Annotated in this window: 15 protein-coding genes; all 15 read right to left on the minus strand. The window is 38.8% G+C overall.

All coding sequences use genetic code 11. From position 1 onward, the window contains the following. Positions 1–53: 53 nt before the first annotated feature. The 15 genes from miaB to aguA all read right to left on the minus strand — a co-directional run bounded on the left by miaB (position 54) and on the right by aguA (position 17,844). The gene (gene miaB / locus BMW61_RS01290; protein WP_022760006.1) at positions 54–1,502 is read right to left on the minus strand and encodes a tRNA (N6-isopentenyl adenosine(37)-C2)-methylthiotransferase MiaB; all 1,449 of its coding nucleotides are present in this window, start codon (positions 1,500–1,502) and stop codon (positions 54–56) included. Next, positions 1,499–2,773 (minus strand): peptidase T, encoded by a 1,275-nt coding sequence (pepT, locus tag BMW61_RS01295; protein ID WP_022760007.1) that lies wholly within the window; start codon positions 2,771–2,773, stop codon positions 1,499–1,501. Before pepT ends, miaB begins: the two co-directional genes overlap by 4 nt. Then, positions 2,770–3,348 carry a DUF5662 family protein gene (locus BMW61_RS01300; RefSeq protein ID WP_091819632.1) on the minus strand — a complete coding sequence of 193 codons (579 nt, stop codon included), beginning with the start codon at positions 3,346–3,348 and terminating at the stop codon, positions 2,770–2,772. The genes pepT and BMW61_RS01300 overlap by 4 nt, the downstream gene beginning before the upstream one ends. A 41-nt stretch (positions 3,349–3,389) precedes the next feature. Then, the gene (locus BMW61_RS01305) at positions 3,390–5,360 is read right to left on the minus strand and encodes a hypothetical protein (protein ID WP_207650170.1); all 1,971 of its coding nucleotides are present in this window, start codon (positions 5,358–5,360) and stop codon (positions 3,390–3,392) included. A 153-nt stretch (positions 5,361–5,513) separates the two neighbouring features. Beyond that, on the minus strand, positions 5,514–5,861 hold the full coding sequence (locus tag BMW61_RS01310) for a DUF1292 domain-containing protein (RefSeq protein WP_022760010.1): 348 nt from the start codon (positions 5,859–5,861) through the stop codon (positions 5,514–5,516). A 12-nt stretch (positions 5,862–5,873) separates the two neighbouring features. Next, positions 5,874–6,659: a DUF6033 family protein gene (locus BMW61_RS01315; RefSeq protein ID WP_022760011.1), complete on the minus strand. Its 786-nt coding sequence runs from the start codon at positions 6,657–6,659 to the stop codon at positions 5,874–5,876. A gap of 117 nt (positions 6,660–6,776) precedes the next feature. Then, complete coding sequence (locus BMW61_RS01320) at positions 6,777–7,520, minus strand: response regulator (protein WP_022760012.1); 744 nt, start codon at positions 7,518–7,520, stop codon at positions 6,777–6,779. Between the two features lie 23 nt (positions 7,521–7,543). Next, a complete protein-coding gene (locus BMW61_RS01325) occupies positions 7,544–8,590 on the minus strand; it encodes a response regulator (RefSeq protein ID WP_175475063.1) in 1,047 nt (348 codons plus the stop codon). 15 nt (positions 8,591–8,605) lie between these two features. Then, positions 8,606–10,600, minus strand: coding sequence for an ATP-binding protein (locus tag BMW61_RS01330; protein WP_091819467.1), 1,995 nt, complete (start codon positions 10,598–10,600; stop codon positions 8,606–8,608). 182 nt (positions 10,601–10,782) lie between these two features. Continuing rightward, a complete protein-coding gene (locus BMW61_RS01335) occupies positions 10,783–11,865 on the minus strand; it encodes a DUF4349 domain-containing protein (protein WP_091819468.1) in 1,083 nt (360 codons plus the stop codon). A gap of 34 nt (positions 11,866–11,899) precedes the next feature. Then, positions 11,900–13,777 (minus strand): ATP-dependent helicase, encoded by a 1,878-nt coding sequence (locus BMW61_RS01340; protein WP_091819469.1) that lies wholly within the window; start codon positions 13,775–13,777, stop codon positions 11,900–11,902. 1 nt (position 13,778) lies between these two features. Then, positions 13,779–15,248: a glutamate--tRNA ligase gene (gene gltX, locus BMW61_RS01345; RefSeq protein WP_091819470.1), complete on the minus strand. Its 1,470-nt coding sequence runs from the start codon at positions 15,246–15,248 to the stop codon at positions 13,779–13,781. Positions 15,249–15,283: 35 nt separating this feature from the next. Continuing rightward, the gene (locus BMW61_RS01350) at positions 15,284–15,532 is read right to left on the minus strand and encodes a ferrous iron transport protein A (RefSeq protein WP_022760018.1); all 249 of its coding nucleotides are present in this window, start codon (positions 15,530–15,532) and stop codon (positions 15,284–15,286) included. Between the two features lie 147 nt (positions 15,533–15,679). Further along, entirely contained in the window at positions 15,680–16,606 is a 927-nt protein-coding gene (gene aguB / locus BMW61_RS01355) for an N-carbamoylputrescine amidase (RefSeq protein ID WP_091819471.1), read from the minus strand. An 11-nt stretch (positions 16,607–16,617) separates the two neighbouring features. After that, positions 16,618–17,844 carry an agmatine deiminase gene (gene aguA / locus BMW61_RS01360; protein WP_044958505.1) on the minus strand — a complete coding sequence of 409 codons (1,227 nt, stop codon included), beginning with the start codon at positions 17,842–17,844 and terminating at the stop codon, positions 16,618–16,620. Positions 17,845–17,899: the final 55 nt, after the last annotated feature.

Consider the following 17,899-nt stretch of genomic DNA (forward strand, 5'->3'; position numbering starts at 1 on the left):
GTTTTTCAAAATCAATTTTCAACTTTCTCTCCCATATACTTCAAAGCTCGCTTTTATGCATGAACTTTCCCTGTGTAATAAAAGCCATGGCATTCTTCAAGATCTACATCCAGAAATTCACCTATCATTGATTCATCTCCGGGGAAATGAACCAGCGTATTATTTGACATACGCCCTGTGACAAGTGAAGAGTCCTGTTCGTTGATCTCTTCAACAAGAACCCGATGCGTCTGGCCTGTAAAGCGTGATGCACGCTCTTTGGCTGTCTCCTGAACCACCTTCAGCAGCCTGTCAAAATTGGGCTTGCTGACTGATTCCGGTACCTGTTCCCATCCCGCAGCGGGAGTACCTGTTCTCTTGGAATAAATAAATGTAAAAGCATTATCAAAAGCCGCTTTTTTAACAACATCGATAGTTTCATCTACATCGCTGTCAGTTTCACCGGGAAAACCGACAATAATATCAGTTGTAATTGAAACATCGGGTATAGCTGCCTTGATCTTATCTACAAGAGAAAGGAAGCTCTCCTTTGTATAGTGTCTGTTCATCTTTTTTAATATTTCATCAGATCCGGATTGAAGTGGCAGATGTATATGTCTTGCCACCTTCTCATTTTCAGCAATAACCTTGATAAGATCATCGGAAAGATCCTTTGGATGTGATGTCATAAAGCGAACCCTCTCTATACCATCAACCTTACAAACCTCCGAAAGTAACTCGGCAAAACTGATCTGCTCACCTTCGGGAAGACCTTTTCCGTAAGAATTTACGTTTTGTCCAAGAAGCATAATCTCCTTCACTCCATCGGAAGCGAGATATTCAATCTCCCTTATAATATCTCTGGGATTTCTTGATCTCTCTCTGCCGCGGACATATGGAACTATGCAGTAGGTGCAAAAATTATTGCAGCCAAACATGATATTGATACCGGATTTGAATTTGTACTTACGTACAATGGGCAGATCCTCAACTATCTGATCTGTATCCTTCCAGATATCTATTATCATTCTGTCGGACTCAAACATAGTATTGAGGAGCTCGGCAAACTTAAAAATGTTATGAGTACCGAAAATCAGATCAACATGTCTGTAGCTCTTTTGAATCTTCTCAATCGCTCCCTGCTCCTGCATCATACAGCCGCAAAGCGCAATCTTCATCCATGGCTTTTTCTTCTTAATTCCGCCGACATATCCAAGTCTTCCGAACACTCTCTGATCCGCATTATCACGAACTGTGCAGGTGTTATAGATAACAAAATCAGCATCCTCCGATTCCACTTGTTCATAACCGATTTTGGTGAGTACTCCGATAAGCTTCTCGGAATCTCTCGCGTTCATCTGACAGCCAAAGGTCACAACACAGGCCGTAGGCTTTCTTCCAAGTTCCTTTGAAAGCTCTTCGACCTTCTGCTTTACCTTTTCCATAAATTCAAACTGTCTTTTTGTTTCATCACCGGCATTTCCGGCAGCTTCTGAATGAAGTAATGTATTTTCGTTTTTCAAATCTTAAAATCTCCATAAATCCCGCAAATCTCAAGGATAATATCCACAGTTTTTCTCATTTCACTTACTACTGCAAACTCATATCGGCCATGGTAGTTATACCCACCTGTACAAAGATTAGGACAGGGCAAGCCTTTATAAGAAAGCATTGCGCCGTCGGTACCGCCTCTTATAGGCACCTCTACAGGAACAACTCCCAGAGCTTCCATAGCTGCCTTGGCATTTTCCACCAAATGCATATGAGGCTTAATCTTCTCAATCATATTATAATATGAATCTTCCATAGTAAGCTCTACAGTGCCTTCTCCATATTTATTATTGAGAAAATCCACTATACTTTTTACAAGTTCCTTCTTTTTCGTAAATTTTGCCATGTCATGATCACGTACAATGTAATAAACAACTGCTTTTTCGCAGGTTCCTTTCATCATTGTCAGATGGAAAAATCCTTCTCTTCCTTCTGTATACATGGGATTTTGTGATACCGGAAGCATTGACTGGAATTCATATGCAATTAATGTTGCGTTTAGCATACGATTCTTTGCATCACCGGGATGAACACTTCTTCCGTTTATAATTAGTTCAACCTCTGCAGCATTAAAATTCTCGTATTCCAATGTTCCAAGATCTCCGCCATCCACCGTATAGGCGAACTGAGCCCCAAACCTGTCAAGATCAAAATTATCGGTTCCTTCGCCTATTTCCTCATCGGGTGTAAATGCTATTTTTATCTCTCCGTGAGGTATCTCGGGATTTTTAAGAAGAGTCTCGACCATTGTCATAATTTCGGCAATGCCGGCCTTATCGTCTGCTCCAAGAAGTGTACTTCCATCCGTAACTATCAGATCCTCTCCTTTTTTTGATGTCAAAATAGGAAAATCCTTCGGAGAAAGAATATATTTTCCGTCATCGGAAAGCTTTATGTCGCCACCTTCATATCCTTTTACAATTCGAGCCTTTACATCTTTGCCGCTTACAGCATCAGAAGTATCCATATGAGCAATAAATCCGATAATCGGAGATTCATCCTTTTTACCGTTTGTAGCAGGAATTGTTGCATAAACATAGCAATACTTCTGATCGTAATAAACGTCAGAAGCACCTAATTCAGTAAGCTCATTATATAAAAGCTTTGCAAGATCGTGTTGCCCCGGTGTTGATGGATGTACATTTGTATGTTCATCAGACTGGGTATCAATTTTTGTATAACGGATGAATCTTTCTATCAGATCCTCAGGTTTATTTTTTATAAGTTCATATATATTGTTCAATTCAAACTCTCCTCTAATTCTCTTTCCCAGCGGCCTTTGTCCTTTCCGGTAAGGAATATTTCCTTTATGTATTTAAAAGTCGCTGCTTCTCCCTGATTTCCCAACATATCCAGGAAGAATTCAAGCTTATTGAGCGTATCCGGATGTACAAGCTTTTTCAGTACCGGTTTCTCTTTTTGATAATATTTCCAAGCATCCCACGAATCATACTCTGCGTCTCTGTATGTCATGCATGCCGCAACTCTGTCGGCAATCATCTCAGCAACATACTTATTGGGCATGGGACACGGAACTATTCCGTCGCTATCCGGACCGCCCATTTTAAAAAAATCGATCCAGTACTCAAAATGATGCTTATTCCTGCCCTTGTGATGAAGCCAGGTTCTTGAGTATCCAAACAGTTCGCGCTCTCTAGTATTTGGAGAACGAGTTCCCTGATAATATCTTGCACCATTCCAGAACTCAGAGGGAGAATACTTCGATAAATCATGAGTAAGCCCCTGAAAATAAAGCCCCATTTTAAAACAGTTACGCCTAACGATATGTCTGTGTTTAGTTATGGTTTTAAAGTGCATTAATGCACCGCGAAATGTAATTCTATCGTTATTTTCCATTTTTATTTTGTTTTACCGGCCTTTTTTACTGTCTTTTTAATCGGTTTTCCAACACCAATAAGAATTTTTACTGATCTTTCGGCGCATGCAATCTTAGTTTGATCCTTAACGGAATGCATCTTCAAATTGTCTGAAGCCGTATCAGTGTCACCAAGAACATGCCAGGTCATGCCATCCGGAAGCTTTGGAAGAGCAAATGTTACCGGGTTCCAATGCATATTGTAAGCAACATAAAAGAAATCCTGCTCTTTATCGGCTTTTTCATAAAGTCCGCAATAAAGCATTCCTATACTGTGGCTGTAATTGGAAAGATCAGGTCTCCAGGCTTCTATCCCATGATATGAAAGATCAGGATATCCGCAGGCTTTATAATCCATAAGCTTAAATGCTTTGGATTCATGCAATATCTTATATTTGAATCTAAGTTTTACAAGAGCTTTCAGATATTCTGTAATCCCCGGGTTGAAACCCTTTTCTGCCTGACTCCAGTCAACCCAGCCTGTAGCATTATCCTGGCAATAAGGATTATTATTACCATCCTGGGAGTTTCCGAATTCATCACCACCGAAAATCATCGGGGTACCTTGTGAAAACATGAGCATTGTAAGAGCGTTCCGTATCTGCTTTGCTCTTAGCTCCAATATTGCCGTTTTTCTGGTTTTGCCTTCTATACCGCAGTTCCAGCTAAGGTTATTGACGGTACCGTCACCGTTGTTTTCTCCGTTTGTCTCATTTCTTTTATGTTCATAAGACACAAGATCTGCAAGACGAAAGCCTTCATAGTCACAAATATAATTAATGCAGCCGGATTCTGCGTTATTATTAAGCATTGCTTTTATGAAATCGCCCAGTGAATTATCATCACCTTTTAGAAATCTTCGGGATGCATACATGAAATCCGGTTTAAATTCACCAAGTGTACGAACAGCCGGTGCTTTACCGCCATATATTCTGCCGTAATCAAAACCGTAGTACCATATTTTTATATCAGATAAAGCGGGATCTGCACATACCATTCCGGGAGCCGTATAACTTCCCTTCAGATGAACACCGTCGATATGATAATTAAATACCCAGTGTCTTATCGCTCCGCATACAAGATCTTCCGATGCATTGTCATTAAAATAAAACTGCATAATTACTTCTATGCCGTTTTTATGCATCATCCTGACCATATCCTTGAATTCAAGATCTGCATTCTGTGAATCCATGGCATAGGCAGTTCTCGGAGCAAAATAATAGCCTTCTTTGTATCCCCAGAAATTAATCTTCTGACGAACAGAATTGCCTTTTTGTATTAAACCGTTATCTGAAACAACAATCTTTCCGCTGGTTCTGTTATCGTTAAGAAATGATCCTTCCGGCATATTGCCGCTGTTTGAGCCGTTACCGAGCTTTGGAATATCAAGAACATTCATCTCGTAAGTCGGCATAAGTTCAACTGCCGTTACCCCAAGACTCTTAATATACGGAATCTTCTCAATAAGCCCCTTGTATGTTCCGCGCTTCTTAAGCTCAAGACCACTTGAAGGCGCTTTGGTATAACCTCTTACATGGAGCGTATAAACAAAGGAATCCTCGTATTTTGTAAGTGGCGGTTTATCCTGGCCCCAATCATACTCAGTCTCATCCAACCTGCAGCGAAGATTTTCAGGCTCTACATTTTTCCCCCATCTATCGAGTCCGTCAATATAAAAAGCATACGGATCAACAAATAGCTCTCCGTTCTCATAGAGCATATATCCTGTAAACTCATCCGTTTCGCCTACTATTTCAGAGCAAAAGACCTTACCGTATCTGCTGTTTTCCGAAAAAAGAATTCTGGTACCCTTTTTATCACTATTTCTGAAAAGGACAATACCGCAATCCTTTTTCCCCTTATATGCTGCGCAAACACGTATTCCTTTTGAAGTTCTGCTTACTCCCATTGGATAAGGCCGGGAGGCTGCCTGTTTCAGATTGTTTTTCATCATTCTTCCTTTTCAACTATACGACTCTATATTGTACCACAATTTGTGCCTGTTATGTAGGAAAGTAAATTGTATTACGTCTCAATATCAAAAAAGAGACAGTATGGATAAACCATACTGCCTCGTATTTTAAAACAATCTCGTATTATGATCTTCTCAGTCCTCAGGATCAGCCTCTATAAGCTCATCAAACTCTACATCATCGAGGTACTCGTCAAATGCGTCAGCCACAGCTTCGTACTCATCGTCATCCTCAATATAACCAAGCTCAGGCTCAGCATCCTTCGATGCTTGTTTAAATTCATAAAACCATACATTACCGTCATTATTCTGTCCGTGTTCATCAAGCGGAAGAAGAACTATATAATCCTTTTTATTTACGGTAAGTACGATCAGAACCGCGCAGGTAACTGTTTTGCCCTCATCAAGTTCAAGGTCAACCGTAATCTGCTCATCATTCTGAATTTTAGTGTTCATTTCTGTAGCGATCTCTGAAAAGATCATGTGCACCTCCGTTTAGACCGTAAAGTCAATCTTGTTGCCAAAGCCCTTGATGGGTGTAGCTTCAATCTGGCTCCAGTCTACATTTTTAATTTTCTCAAGAAGCTCGTCTACAGAGTCAGCATATATTGTAGTAACCTTCTCATAAGGAGCTTCCTTCTTTCCGTAAGGTTTGGTCCCTTGTCCCTCACGAAGCTTGTCCATCGCTTCATCCCGTTCCTTACGTTTTGCTTCCTTTGCTTCCTCAGCCTTTGCTGCTTCCTTGTCTGCGGCAACCTGCTTCTGATACTTCTCATTCTGCTCTCTGATCTTCGCAAAGAACTTTACTGTACCTTCAGCATCGATCTTCATACCAATGGAATCAATTTCCTGGCCGGACTCCTTAAGCTGCTCCTTCATCTCATCGAGCTTACCTGTCGACTCATCTATGATGCCCATATATTTATTCTTGACATCCTCATCTGCCGCCATCTGCTCTAAGATTTCAGGCTCAATCAGTACGCTGTACTCTTTTGTTCCGCGAGACATAATACTCTCGGCTTCCTCATCTGAAGAATAGTTTGACACAAAAAAGTCCATATTGCCATACTTTTCTTTGAGTTCGTCCAAAAGTTTTTTGGCGCCTTCGGATAATTCAACCCCTTCCTGGATATGTGTCTCCGAAGCAGCCTTATTTTTTTGCACGCCAATTTGAGAATCCGGTTTTTTTGCATTTTCCGTCTTCTCTGTCCCATGTTTTTTAGGCTGATAAGCACTTAGCTGGTTCACAATATTGGAACCAAGGCCATTAACCATACTCATATGAAACCCTCCTTTGCTCTTTGAATCCGTGACTTCCGTGTCACCTAGATGGATATACTACTCCAATATTTTTATCGGAAGATTTACTTAATAACTTAACAGCTAAATAAAATTTTTTTAATTTAATCTGAAATAATTGTCTATCTTTGCATGCAGGGAAACTTTATCGATTGTCTTTAAAATATAATCCGCAGGTTTTAATGCCAGCACACGGACAATACTGGCCTTATCTCCCTTTGCCGTAAGAAACATTACAGGAATATCCTTAATGCTCATATCGCTTTTAAACATCTCCAGAACCTTAGGTCCGGGTGTAACAGGCATCTCATAATCGAGCAGAATAAGATCGGCTTTGTTCTTTGCAAGCCATGTTATTGCCTGAATTCCGGAGTTCGCCATTGAAACACGGTAGGAGTCCTTAAGCCAGTCTCTTATGGTTCTCATATAAGTTACATCATCATCAACAATCAATATGCTCTTCTTATGAGATTCCATCATCTCATCCATAAAGAACTTATTCATGGTCTCTATGAATTCATCCATCTGAAGCGGTCTTTCGAAAAAGTTCTGAACATGAGACTCCGGAAGATACTGTAAGGCTTCCTCATATTCCAAAGGATTACTTATAAAAATCACCTGCCTATGCGTTTCAAGGCATAAATCCTTCAAATAAATAAGGGATTTAGGCACAATCTCATCAAGATAATATATAAAAATATTAGCTGATTCCTCATTTTTTTTAAGATCCTCAACCTTATCAGAAGAAAAAGTAGCTTCAATACCTACATCTTTAAGCTTCATGATAAGCCCTTTTACCATAAATGTTTCATTTGAACTTATGATAGTCACGTTCTTTGCCATAGCATTCTCCGAATCTCAAAAACTTATTTTTCGTTTAAAAGCTTCTTCATATCTTCCCAGTTAAGACCGGTTAGTAATTTTTCCATCTCAGCAAATATCTTCTCATCTTTATCCGGTAATTTAAAATCTTTCATAGACTTTATAACCATGTCAGCAAGATCAAAATCCATTGCATCAATAAATTCCGAGAGAGCTGCATAAGCATCATTTAAAGCAGACTCGTCAACCGGAGGCTTTTCTTCATCAGTGTCTGTTGACAGAAATGCCAATTTATCTTTAAACGATCTGTAGTCAGAAAGAAGTTTTTCAGTATCATTTTTAATCTTTTCAATGTTATTGTTATTTCCCGCTTCTTCAAGATCCTTCGCATCCGACCACAGCGCAAGTGCACCGACTATATTTGCTGAACTTTTTAGAGCATGAACCTTTATAGTGTAGTTTTTATAATCTTCATTTTTGTAATAGTTCTCAATTTCTTCGGATTTGACATCAATAGAATTATAAAAAATCCCAACTGCGGTAAAATATCCCTCCTCTGAACCACAAAGTGATATTCCCTTTTTATAATCTATTTCAGGAATCTGTGATATTGCCTTTATAAAGTCGCTTGTACCTGAATTATCTTCCTTCTTGGGGGCAGCTTCCGGCTTTTCATCTTTCTTGGAGTTCGCCGGAAGTTTCAAATCATTTCTTATTGCATCAGGCAAATACATTATTAGCACTGCCATAAGCTGTTTAAAATCAACAGGCTTATCAAGATAATTTGAAAATCCTGCTTCCAGGCACATTTTTCCTTCTTCTGGATCATCCGGTGATACCAGAGCTACTGTCGGTGTCGATTCATTTCTGTTGTCAATACCGCCATGAATCTGAGAAAGCGTCTGTATTCCGTTCATCGTAGGCATAAGGTAATCCATCAGAATGAGGGCATACTCATTGTTTCGAACAGCTTTTAGGCATTCTCGCCCGCCATCGGCTTCTTCCGAATCAACGCCCAGATATTCAAGGAGTTTTCGTATAAAAAATCTATCAAGTTCAGAATCATCAACTATTAAAACTTTCGCGTCCACCAGAACCTCCAAACTCTACTTTTGTATGTTTGCACGCTCCATCATAATACCGATCGCCTCATAGAGCTCTTTATCATCAAAATAATCTTCTCGCAGTTCTTCGATATTTGTTATCTTTGACTCGCCTCTTTCTCCGGTCTTCGAGTATTTTTGAGGTTTCTTCTTTTTCTTTAAATCGTTGTCATTCTTATAAACCTTGTCTTCCGGCAGGTAATTTATCAGCATTTTTTCAAGAGCATCTCCGATAATCGGTTTTGAAAGATAATCCTGGAATCCTGATTTCCTATAAACATCCCTGGCTCCGGAAAAAGCATTTGCAGTAAGTGCTATGCTGGGAGTGTCTCTGTTGATATTCTTTTCATCACTCTTTAGCCTCCACAGCATCTCCATTCCGTCCATTTCGGGCATTCTATGATCAATTAGCATAAGATCATATTTCTTTTTTGCTGTCATCAAAAGTGCTTCCTTACCGCTTGAAGCAGTTTCTATATTGATCATCGTGTCTTTCAGAAGGTTTCTCGTAACCACGAGATTGATCTCATTATCATCTACAACAAGAATATCCGCATCGGGAGCAGTAAATAATTCTCTGTAATTACTGTCATCCTCAATGATCTTATCGTATGCTACCTTGAAATCTCCTATTGGCTCAAAGCTTCTTATTTGCTGTTCTACTACAAAGGAAAAGGTTGACCCTTTTCCATATTCACTTTTTACATATAGTTCCGAATTCATAAGTTTAAGGAATTTCTGAACTATACTCATTCCAAGACCTGATCCTTCAATATTTCTGTTTCTTGTTTCTTCAAGTCTTTCAAAAGGGTCATAAAGCCTATGCATGTCCTCTTCCCTAATACCAATACCGGTATCGGAAACAGATATTTTCAGTCCTATTGAACTGTCTTTATCCAAATGCCCGCCATCAATATAGTCGACAGCGAATTCAATTGACCCATGCTCGGTGTACTTTACTGCATTGGTCAGTATATTCAAAATAACCTGTTTAAGTCTGACATTATCTCCATACAAAAGATGCGGAATCTGACTGTTTACAATAGTGTTAAATTCCAGCCCTTTATTCTTTGCTCTTTCTTCAACCATATTTACAAGTTCCGAAATCATGTCAGCCAGATCATATTCCACATTATAAAGCTCCATTTTACCGGCTTCGATTTTGGAAAAATCAAGAACATCATTTATAAGTGTAAGCAGTGTATTACTGGCTGATTTAATATTATGAGCATACTTTTTCAGCTGATTATCATCATATTCTCGTAAAATTAGCTCATTCATACCGATTATGGCATTTATGGGTGTTCTGATTTCATGAGACATCTGCGATAAAAACTGAGTTTTCGCTCCATTGGCAGCAATCGCATTAGCTTCAGCTTCCGCTGCCTTGAATCTGAGTTCCTCGAGCCTTGCATTATTCAAAGCTTCTTTCATACGCAGATTTACCAATATAAGCGTACATATAGCCGTAACAAACATAGAAGCTATTATCGCAAATATATCTCTGGAAAAATACAATCTGCTCTTCCAGAAATAGCAAAAAACAGCAAAGCCAATGCACAAACTCAGATCAAAAGCAAAGTAAACTCTTAGCTTGTCTATATATATAGTTGAAAACATTATCAGAAAAAAAGGGAAAAGTCCTGCCGGCTGCTCCTTATAGGGAAGAATGTCAATTACTATAAGCATCACATATAAAAGCCCATAAAAAAATATCGATTCAAGCCTGCACAACCTTAGACTTAATGCCCTGTTTTTTAGTTGCTGGTTTGATACAAAAAACAAAAAGAGAATAATGAATAAAATATAATAGGTTACATGTAGTCTGAAACCCTGCAGAAGCGCTTTTGCTACTATAAGCATGATTAAATAGATGCCTACAAGTGCGATAGACATCTTTCTTTGCACCGTCATGTTTATTTTCACTATATTTTTTTCGCAGATTTCAAAATATTTTTCTTCATCATTTCTAAAATCCGCTATGGTCTCTCTGAGCATTTGAAAGACATCTCCATATTATGCGCAGGTTACATACTACCACCAATAACTACTTTTTTTCATCATAACATTAGCGTTATTCAATAACAATAATATGAGTTATTAAAAAAGTATAAGAAAAAAATGCCCTTGAAATTTATAATTTCCAAGGGCATTTCATAAATATTAATTCATTTCTTTATTTATTTGTCAGATTCATTATTGTCTGTATTTTCAGAAGTTTTATCTGTTTTGTCGGTAGTATTATTATCTGCCTGCCCGGGCTTTGGTCCGTAGGTATATGCTCCCATACCCGGTAGCGCAGTCCTCTCTGCCGGCGTCATCTTTGAAAGTCTTTCTTTTCTCTTCTTTTCAGACTTTCTGATAAGAATGATTATAATAATAGCCAAAATTATTATAGTGATCAGATGCGTAATAATAAGCAGGGCCAGTTCCTTAAAGAAATCAGCAACATCGTAGCAGTTTTCGATAAATCCATCCCTTGCTCTCTCAAAGAAAGTAGGATTTTTAACGGGTTCAGGAGTATAGTCAATAACCTCTCTGACTGTCACCCTTAGAGTACTGTAGCTAATCTGATTATCATAGGTTCTGAGCTGTGATTCCATAGACTCAAGCTGATAACGAACATCCGTAAGCTTATCCTGGATAGACATTATATCTTCTATTGTATCAGCTCTCTCCATTAGTGTTAAAAGCTGTTCCTCTTCAGCTCTGAGCGCATTTCTGTGGCTTTCAAGATCTGCGTAGGTCAGCGTAACATCCGTTACGTTCATATCCTGAGAGACTATATTACTCTTTTTTGCAACCTCGTTAACAAATCCGGAGAGCTTTTCTTCAGGAATGCGAAGCGTCATATTGGCTGTTCTTTCGTCCGAATAATTGCTCTTTGAAGTACTGAAGCTTTCAACATAACCACCAAGCTCATCGGTTCTGTTCTTCAGAAAATCGATGGTTTTATCAAATTCCTTGGTCTCTGTTGTCATACTCATATTTGTTATGAGTTTTCTGTTGCTCTTCTTTGAAGCCTTCTCCTCCGTAACGGTTTCGGCATTGCTACTTCCCGATTCTTCCATAGCTTCCGCGACTTCCATATCGTAATCAGCCTCATAAAGAGCTCCGTCTGCAGCTTCTTCCATAGCATAATTGCCTGCAGATTCTGCGGATTTTGAAGCATAATTTGATGAAGAACCGCAACCGGTAACAGCAAAGGTCAAAATGACAGCACCTGTAAGAAATCTGATTTTATAAAAAGATTTTCTTTTCATGATAAATGTCCCCCCTCTTAATCTAAATTTCACTTTATTTTATCAAAATATCGTCAATATTGCCATCCCGGAATAAATCTCTTATAGGCCTTAAAAACCCGGACATTCTCATGGGATTTTCTTTTGAACCTTTTACATAGCTAAGATGCAACTCTTCTTTTGCCCTAGTCATTGCAACATAAAGCATTCTTCGTTCCTCTTCTATTTCACTGCTTGTAATACTTTTTCGTGATGGAACAATTCCCTCATTTAGGTCAGGAAGATATACTCTTTTAAATTCAAGCCCCTTTGAAGCATGCATAGTCATAACCCTTACGCCCTTTTTATCACAAACCTTAACATTCCTCATAACTTCCAAAGTTTTGTCAAGTTCTTCAATATATTCTTTTAAATCCTGATAATCTCTGAAATTTTCACATAGCTTTTCAAACTCATCAAGATCAGACATATGCCCCTCCAATACCTTTGCACTTGCGCACAATTTATCCTTGAGATATTTATCATATCCCATAAATCCTCTTATGAAATGGACAGCGCCTTTAGGACTAAGCTTAGACATAAGCTTAAGATCTCTAAAAAGCTTTTGAACCGTAGTTGTCATATTGATTTTTGACTGCCTTGCATAAAATAGAAGCAAGTCCTTTTCCTCTATCTTTTCTTTTCCTTCGAGAGCCGCTCTTGAAATATATCTGACAGGCTTATTCATTATTCTTAAAAAATCACTTCTTTTTTGACCGTCATGGATAAATGACAGATAGGAAATCATATCCTTTACAGCTGCCTTCTCGTGAAACGCTACAACTTTTTCTTTGTAAGAGCATGGTATTCCTGCTTCACCAAGCATACCTGCAAAAGCTGTCGCCTCAACATTTGTTCTGACAATGATAGAAAAATCTGACAGCGTTACATCCTCTTTGGATGCCATTTTTGCATTAGCTTCAAAGGACTTTATTTCTTTAATAATACTTTTATATTGCTCTTTTTTATCGGAAAAGCTTTTTCCTGTTATTATCCCTAAATCTCCTTTTTTACCTGCCTTAATATCCTTTTTGAATCTTATCTTATTTTCATCTATGATGCTTTTCGATGCTTCAAGTATTTTCGGCGCACACCTGTAATTTGTGTCAAGAATGATCTCCTCGGCATCCTCAAAATGATCCTTAAAACCCAGCATGAGTTCGGGATCAGATCCTCTGAATCCATAAATCGACTGGTCATCATCACCAACAACAAAAAGATTCCTATCTTTACCGAGTAAAAGCTTTATAACTTCAAACTGCATCAAATTTATATCCTGATATTCATCTATCTGGATATATTCAAGCCTATCCTGCCACTTTTTCCTTACATCATCTCTTTGAAGTAAATAATCCCGGCACAAAAGCACCATATCATCAAAATCTATCAGACCTTGTTCTTTCAAAATAGCAGTATATTCCTCATAAATTTCAGGAAAGTCCTCATAAAAAGGGACAGCTTTATCTCGTTCTTCCGGGCAAAGTCCAGAATTTTTAAGTCTTGATATTTCTGAAAGCATAAGTCTTATCATCTCACTATCATAATCACGCCCATGCAAAATATGACTAAGCACTTTATACTTGTCTGTTTCTTTGATAATAGTGAGTTTATCGCTATTTAGTATATGGTAAAAAATGGAATGGAATGTTCCGAAGAGAACCTCCGGATACACGGAATTTGTTTCTTTAATAAATCTTTGCTGCATCTCTATTGCAGCAGCTTTGGTAAATGTAATCGTAAGTATCGATCCGGGGTTAACTCCCTTCCGGATAAGACTTATTATTCTTTGAATTATTACAAAGGTTTTACCGCTCCCGGGACCTGCTATTACACAAGCAGGTCCCTTATCATGCATAATTGCACGCTTTTGAGCGGGATTACAATTTAAATTCATATCAGGCTTCAAGTTTTGCAATTGAATCCTTTAATCTCTTAAGAGTCTCATCTTTTCCGATGACCTCCATAGCTTCCGTAGCGCCGCAGGGAGTCATGGCTTTTCCGGAAACAGCTATACGAATCGGCCAAAGTACATAGCCGTTCTTATATTCCTTCTCCTTGATATACTCCTGAAGTCTCGCATAGAGGGCATCATTGCTGTAATCCTCCTGAGCTTCAAGTATGGGAAGAAGATCTTTTAAAACAGAAAGCGAAGAAGCTTCATCAGTCTTCATCTTCTTATGCTTATAAATTGAAACGTCATAATCAGGCATTTCCTCGAAGAAATCGATCATCTCGGTAATATCGGGCCATATCTCGATTCTGGTCTTTATCATAGCCGCAATCTTATGAAGGTCGAGATCCTTCTTTATGACCTCTTTCATATAAGGCTCTGCAAGCTCATAGAACTTGTCATCATCCATGGCTTTCAGATACTCACCGTTCATCCACTTAAGCTTTGTATAATCGAAAACCGCAGGTGATTTGTTTATTCGTCTGTAATCAAACTTTTCAACAAGCTCCTTGAGACTCATGATCTCGGTATTATCATCCGGTGACCAACCAAGAAGTGCTACAAAGTTAACAACAGTCTCGGCAAGGAAGCCCTGTTCAACAAGATCCTCGAAAGAAGAATGTCCGCTTCTCTTACTGAGCTTATGATGCTCCTCATCAGTAATAAGAGGACAATGAATATACTTCGGAACTTCCCAGCCAAAGGCATCATAGAGTCTGTTGTATTTGGGAGATGAAGAGATATATTCATTTCCTCTGACAACATGAGTTATACCCATAAGGTGGTCATCTACAACATTCGCAAAGTTATAGGTCGGATATCCGTCAGATTTGATAAGAACCATATCATCAAGTTCCTTGTTCTCAACGGAAACATCACCATAAAGCTCATCGTGGAAAGTTGTTGTACCTTCTGTGGGATTGTTCTGTCTTATAACGAACGGCTTACCCTCAGCGAGGTTCTTCTCAACTTCCTCTTTTGAAAGGTGAAGACAGTGCTTATCGTATACACTTATTTCCTTTTTGCCGCCATTACCGTCATCTATTTCCTGTACAAGAGTTGCAAGTCTTGCCTCATCGCAGAAGCAATAGTATGCTTCACCCTTATCAATAAGCTGCTTTGCATACTCCATATAAATTCCGGCTTTCTGTCTCTCACTCTGAACATAAGGACCTACACCTCCATCCTTATCAGGGCCTTCATCATGAATAAGTCCTGTCTTCTCCAGAGTTCTGTAGATAATCTCTGTTGCGCCTTCAACATAGCGCTCCTGATCAGTATCCTCAATTCTGAGTATGAAATCACCGCCATCATGCTTTGCAATAAGATAAGCATATAATGCAGTTCTCAAATTTCCTACATGCATTCTTCCTGTAGGACTCGGTGCATAACGCGTTCTTATTTTCTGTGCCATAGTACTCCTCAAATCCTGCTGTTATATCAGCTTTTTTACATTACCTCCGGATATTCCTTTTTCTCAAATTCAACAATAATACCGGAAGCAACATTGCGACAAAGAGCTATCTGCTTCTTTTCAACCTGAATGATTACTCCGCCGCGTTCTTTTTTATTAATTACTTTAATGTGAGACCCACCAGTGACGCCAATGGATTTAAGTCTCTTAGAATAGATAGACTGTTCGACATTTAACTCTTTTACAAGGTAAATGCCGTTCTTCTCCCCATCAGTAAGTGTCATAAATTACCTCAAAAACCTTTTCTACATATAGTATTTCGTGCCAAATGCCGTGACGCATTTAGTTTTACACTATCAGGCACAAAAATATTTTAAAATTATATAACACCTTTTTCCAAATGAAAAGAGCACCACTTTAATGTGTTAAAGTCATTCAACAATCTCCCTGTAGCATTCAGGCCTTCTGTCGCGGAATAATCCCCATGACAAACGATTTTGCCTGATCTCATTGAAATCATATACCGCCATGATGATTTCTTCCGAAGAATCACCTGCCTGCCTTAAAATATCGCCGGTTTCATCAGTCATAAAACTGTGTCCATAGAACTTAAGAGATGAAAGCTGTCCTCCGTTTTCTTCTGAAGGAACAACATTCTCCGTACCGATACGATTAGCAGCTACAACAGGGATTATATTGGCAGCTGCATGCCCTTGCATGGTTCTCTGCCAGTGTCCTGAACTGTCTACATTAAGAATAGGCTCGGATCCGATAGCAGTCGGATACAGAATTATATCTGCCCCCTGCAAAGCAAGACATCTTGCAGTTTCAGGGAACCACTGATCCCAGCAGATTCCTATACCTACTCGTCCATACGCCGTTTCAAATACGGAAAATCCGGTATCACCTGGTGTAAAATAGAACTTTTCCTGATAGAAATGATCATCCGGAATATGCGTTTTTCTGTACACACCGAGAATATCGCCATCGGAATCGATCATAGCTACGGAATTGTACATCACATTGCCTTCACGCTCATAAAAACTTATTGGCATTACTATTGAAAGCTCTCTGCATATCTGCCTGAAATGAGCAACAGCCCGGTTTTGATCTACGGGAGTAGCAAAATCATAATAATCATATCTTCTTTCCTGGCAAAAGTACTGTCTTTCAAAGAGCTCTGAAAGAAGAATTATCTGCGCTCCCTGCGAGGCTGCTTTTCTGACAAGTTTTTCTGCCTTTTTTATATTCAGTCTTACCAGTTCTTCATCTGATATTTCTGTATTGTTATAGCTTTCTCTGCCACATGCAAACTGTATTGCGGCAACTGTAGTAGAGGTGCTGTTTTTATAGGTCATCTTCTGACTCCTTATTCAAAATTTATTACCTTTCTTTTCATATTGGTTATGCTTGCCGGAATCTGCTGAGTAATACAGTGAATATTACCACCGCCAAGCAGAATATCTCTTGCCGGTATTGAAACCACATTTCGATTTCTACAGATTTTACGCATTATTTCTACTGCTCTCATATCGCTTTGTTTATTTTCGCCTCCAAAGCTAGGAATAAGCACTTCTGTATTTGTAAAATAGAAATTCACGTAACTTGCAGCCATTCTTTCGCCTACTTCCCTTTCGGCTTCACCTTCTTCGAATTCGAAATTGTAAATATCATGTCTGCTTAAAGTAATCGGAACATCGGGTATCGGAAGCTTGTGAATCTTAAGTTTTCTTCCCCGTGCATCAGTCTCAGTCTGAAGATACTCATAATCAGACAATGAATTTGAATATTGAGGATCAAGAAAATCATCAGTCCACGCAAGCACAACTTCACCGGGCGCTGTAAACGCGCAGACATTATCTACATGTTCGTTAGTTTCGTCATTATATATACCGGAAGGCAGCCATAAAACTTTTTCAGCTCCGAGATAATTCCTTAGCATTTTTTCTATCTCATATTGAGACATATCGGGATTTCTGCCCTTGCTCAAAAGGCAGTTCGAGGTAACCATAACTGTTCCCTCTCCATCAGAATGAATCGCACCTCCTTCAAGGACAAAAGGATGAGCATCATAAACATCTTTTCCCAGATAATTACAAAACTCTGAAGCAACATTATCATCCTTATCCCAGTGTGCATAAAGACCATCAACATTACCGCCCCAGGCATTAAAGGCCCAGTCAATACCTCTGATTTCTCCCTCTTCGTTTCTTACAAAGGTAGGTCCGACATCCCTTGCCCAGGCATCATCGGAATCCATTTCAATCAGGATTATCGTTCCGATATCTCTTTCGCCTACGGAAACAGGATGCATATTATCACTTGTAATATTGAAGATTCTTTTTATATTTGTCGTATTCTTTTTAATAAAATAATGAGCTTCGTTATAGTTCCTGTGATCGCAAAGAACATATAGTTTTTCTGATTTGAGAATGTGTGAAAAAATTCTGCAAAATGCCTTTTTGGCTTCAGTTGAATCTTTCCCCCAGCTTCCTGGTCTTGTCGGCCATATCATCACTGTCGCATCGTGAATATCATATTCAGCCGGCATATAAAAACCGTCTTCTCTTGGAGTAGATTTAATAATTGTAGACATAATCATTCACCCTCATCATTTTTGAAAATAAGACATAAACAATTTGCTTTATTGT

It is taken from the genome of Butyrivibrio sp. ob235, from assembly GCF_900109475.1.
Lineage (GTDB): Bacteria > Bacillota > Clostridia > Lachnospirales > Lachnospiraceae > Butyrivibrio.

Excerpts from the sequence above, each read along its gene's own strand:
- aguA (WP_044958505.1), bottom strand. The coding sequence starts at position 17,844 with ATGTCTACAATTATTAAATCTACTCCAAGAGAAGACGGTTTTTATATG.
- BMW61_RS01335 (WP_091819468.1), bottom strand. The coding sequence starts at position 11,865 with ATGAAAAGAAAATCTTTTTATAAAATCAGATTTCTTACAGGTGCTGTC.
- BMW61_RS01300 (WP_091819632.1), bottom strand. The coding sequence starts at position 3,348 with ATGCACTTTAAAACCATAACTAAACACAGACATATCGTTAGGCGTAAC.
- aguB (WP_091819471.1), bottom strand. The coding sequence starts at position 16,606 with ATGACCTATAAAAACAGCACCTCTACTACAGTTGCCGCAATACAGTTT.
- BMW61_RS01340 (WP_091819469.1), bottom strand. The coding sequence starts at position 13,777 with ATGAATTTAAATTGTAATCCCGCTCAAAAGCGTGCAATTATGCATGAT.
- BMW61_RS01305 (WP_207650170.1), bottom strand. The coding sequence starts at position 5,360 with ATGATGAAAAACAATCTGAAACAGGCAGCCTCCCGGCCTTATCCAATG.
- BMW61_RS01315 (WP_022760011.1), bottom strand. The coding sequence starts at position 6,659 with ATGAGTATGGTTAATGGCCTTGGTTCCAATATTGTGAACCAGCTAAGT.
- BMW61_RS01350 (WP_022760018.1), bottom strand. The coding sequence starts at position 15,532 with ATGACACTTACTGATGGGGAGAAGAACGGCATTTACCTTGTAAAAGAG.
- gltX (WP_091819470.1), bottom strand. The coding sequence starts at position 15,248 with ATGGCACAGAAAATAAGAACGCGTTATGCACCGAGTCCTACAGGAAGA.
- BMW61_RS01310 (WP_022760010.1), bottom strand. The coding sequence starts at position 5,861 with ATGATCTTTTCAGAGATCGCTACAGAAATGAACACTAAAATTCAGAAT.
- BMW61_RS01330 (WP_091819467.1), bottom strand. The coding sequence starts at position 10,600 with ATGCTCAGAGAGACCATAGCGGATTTTAGAAATGATGAAGAAAAATAT.
- BMW61_RS01320 (WP_022760012.1), bottom strand. The coding sequence starts at position 7,520 with ATGGCAAAGAACGTGACTATCATAAGTTCAAATGAAACATTTATGGTA.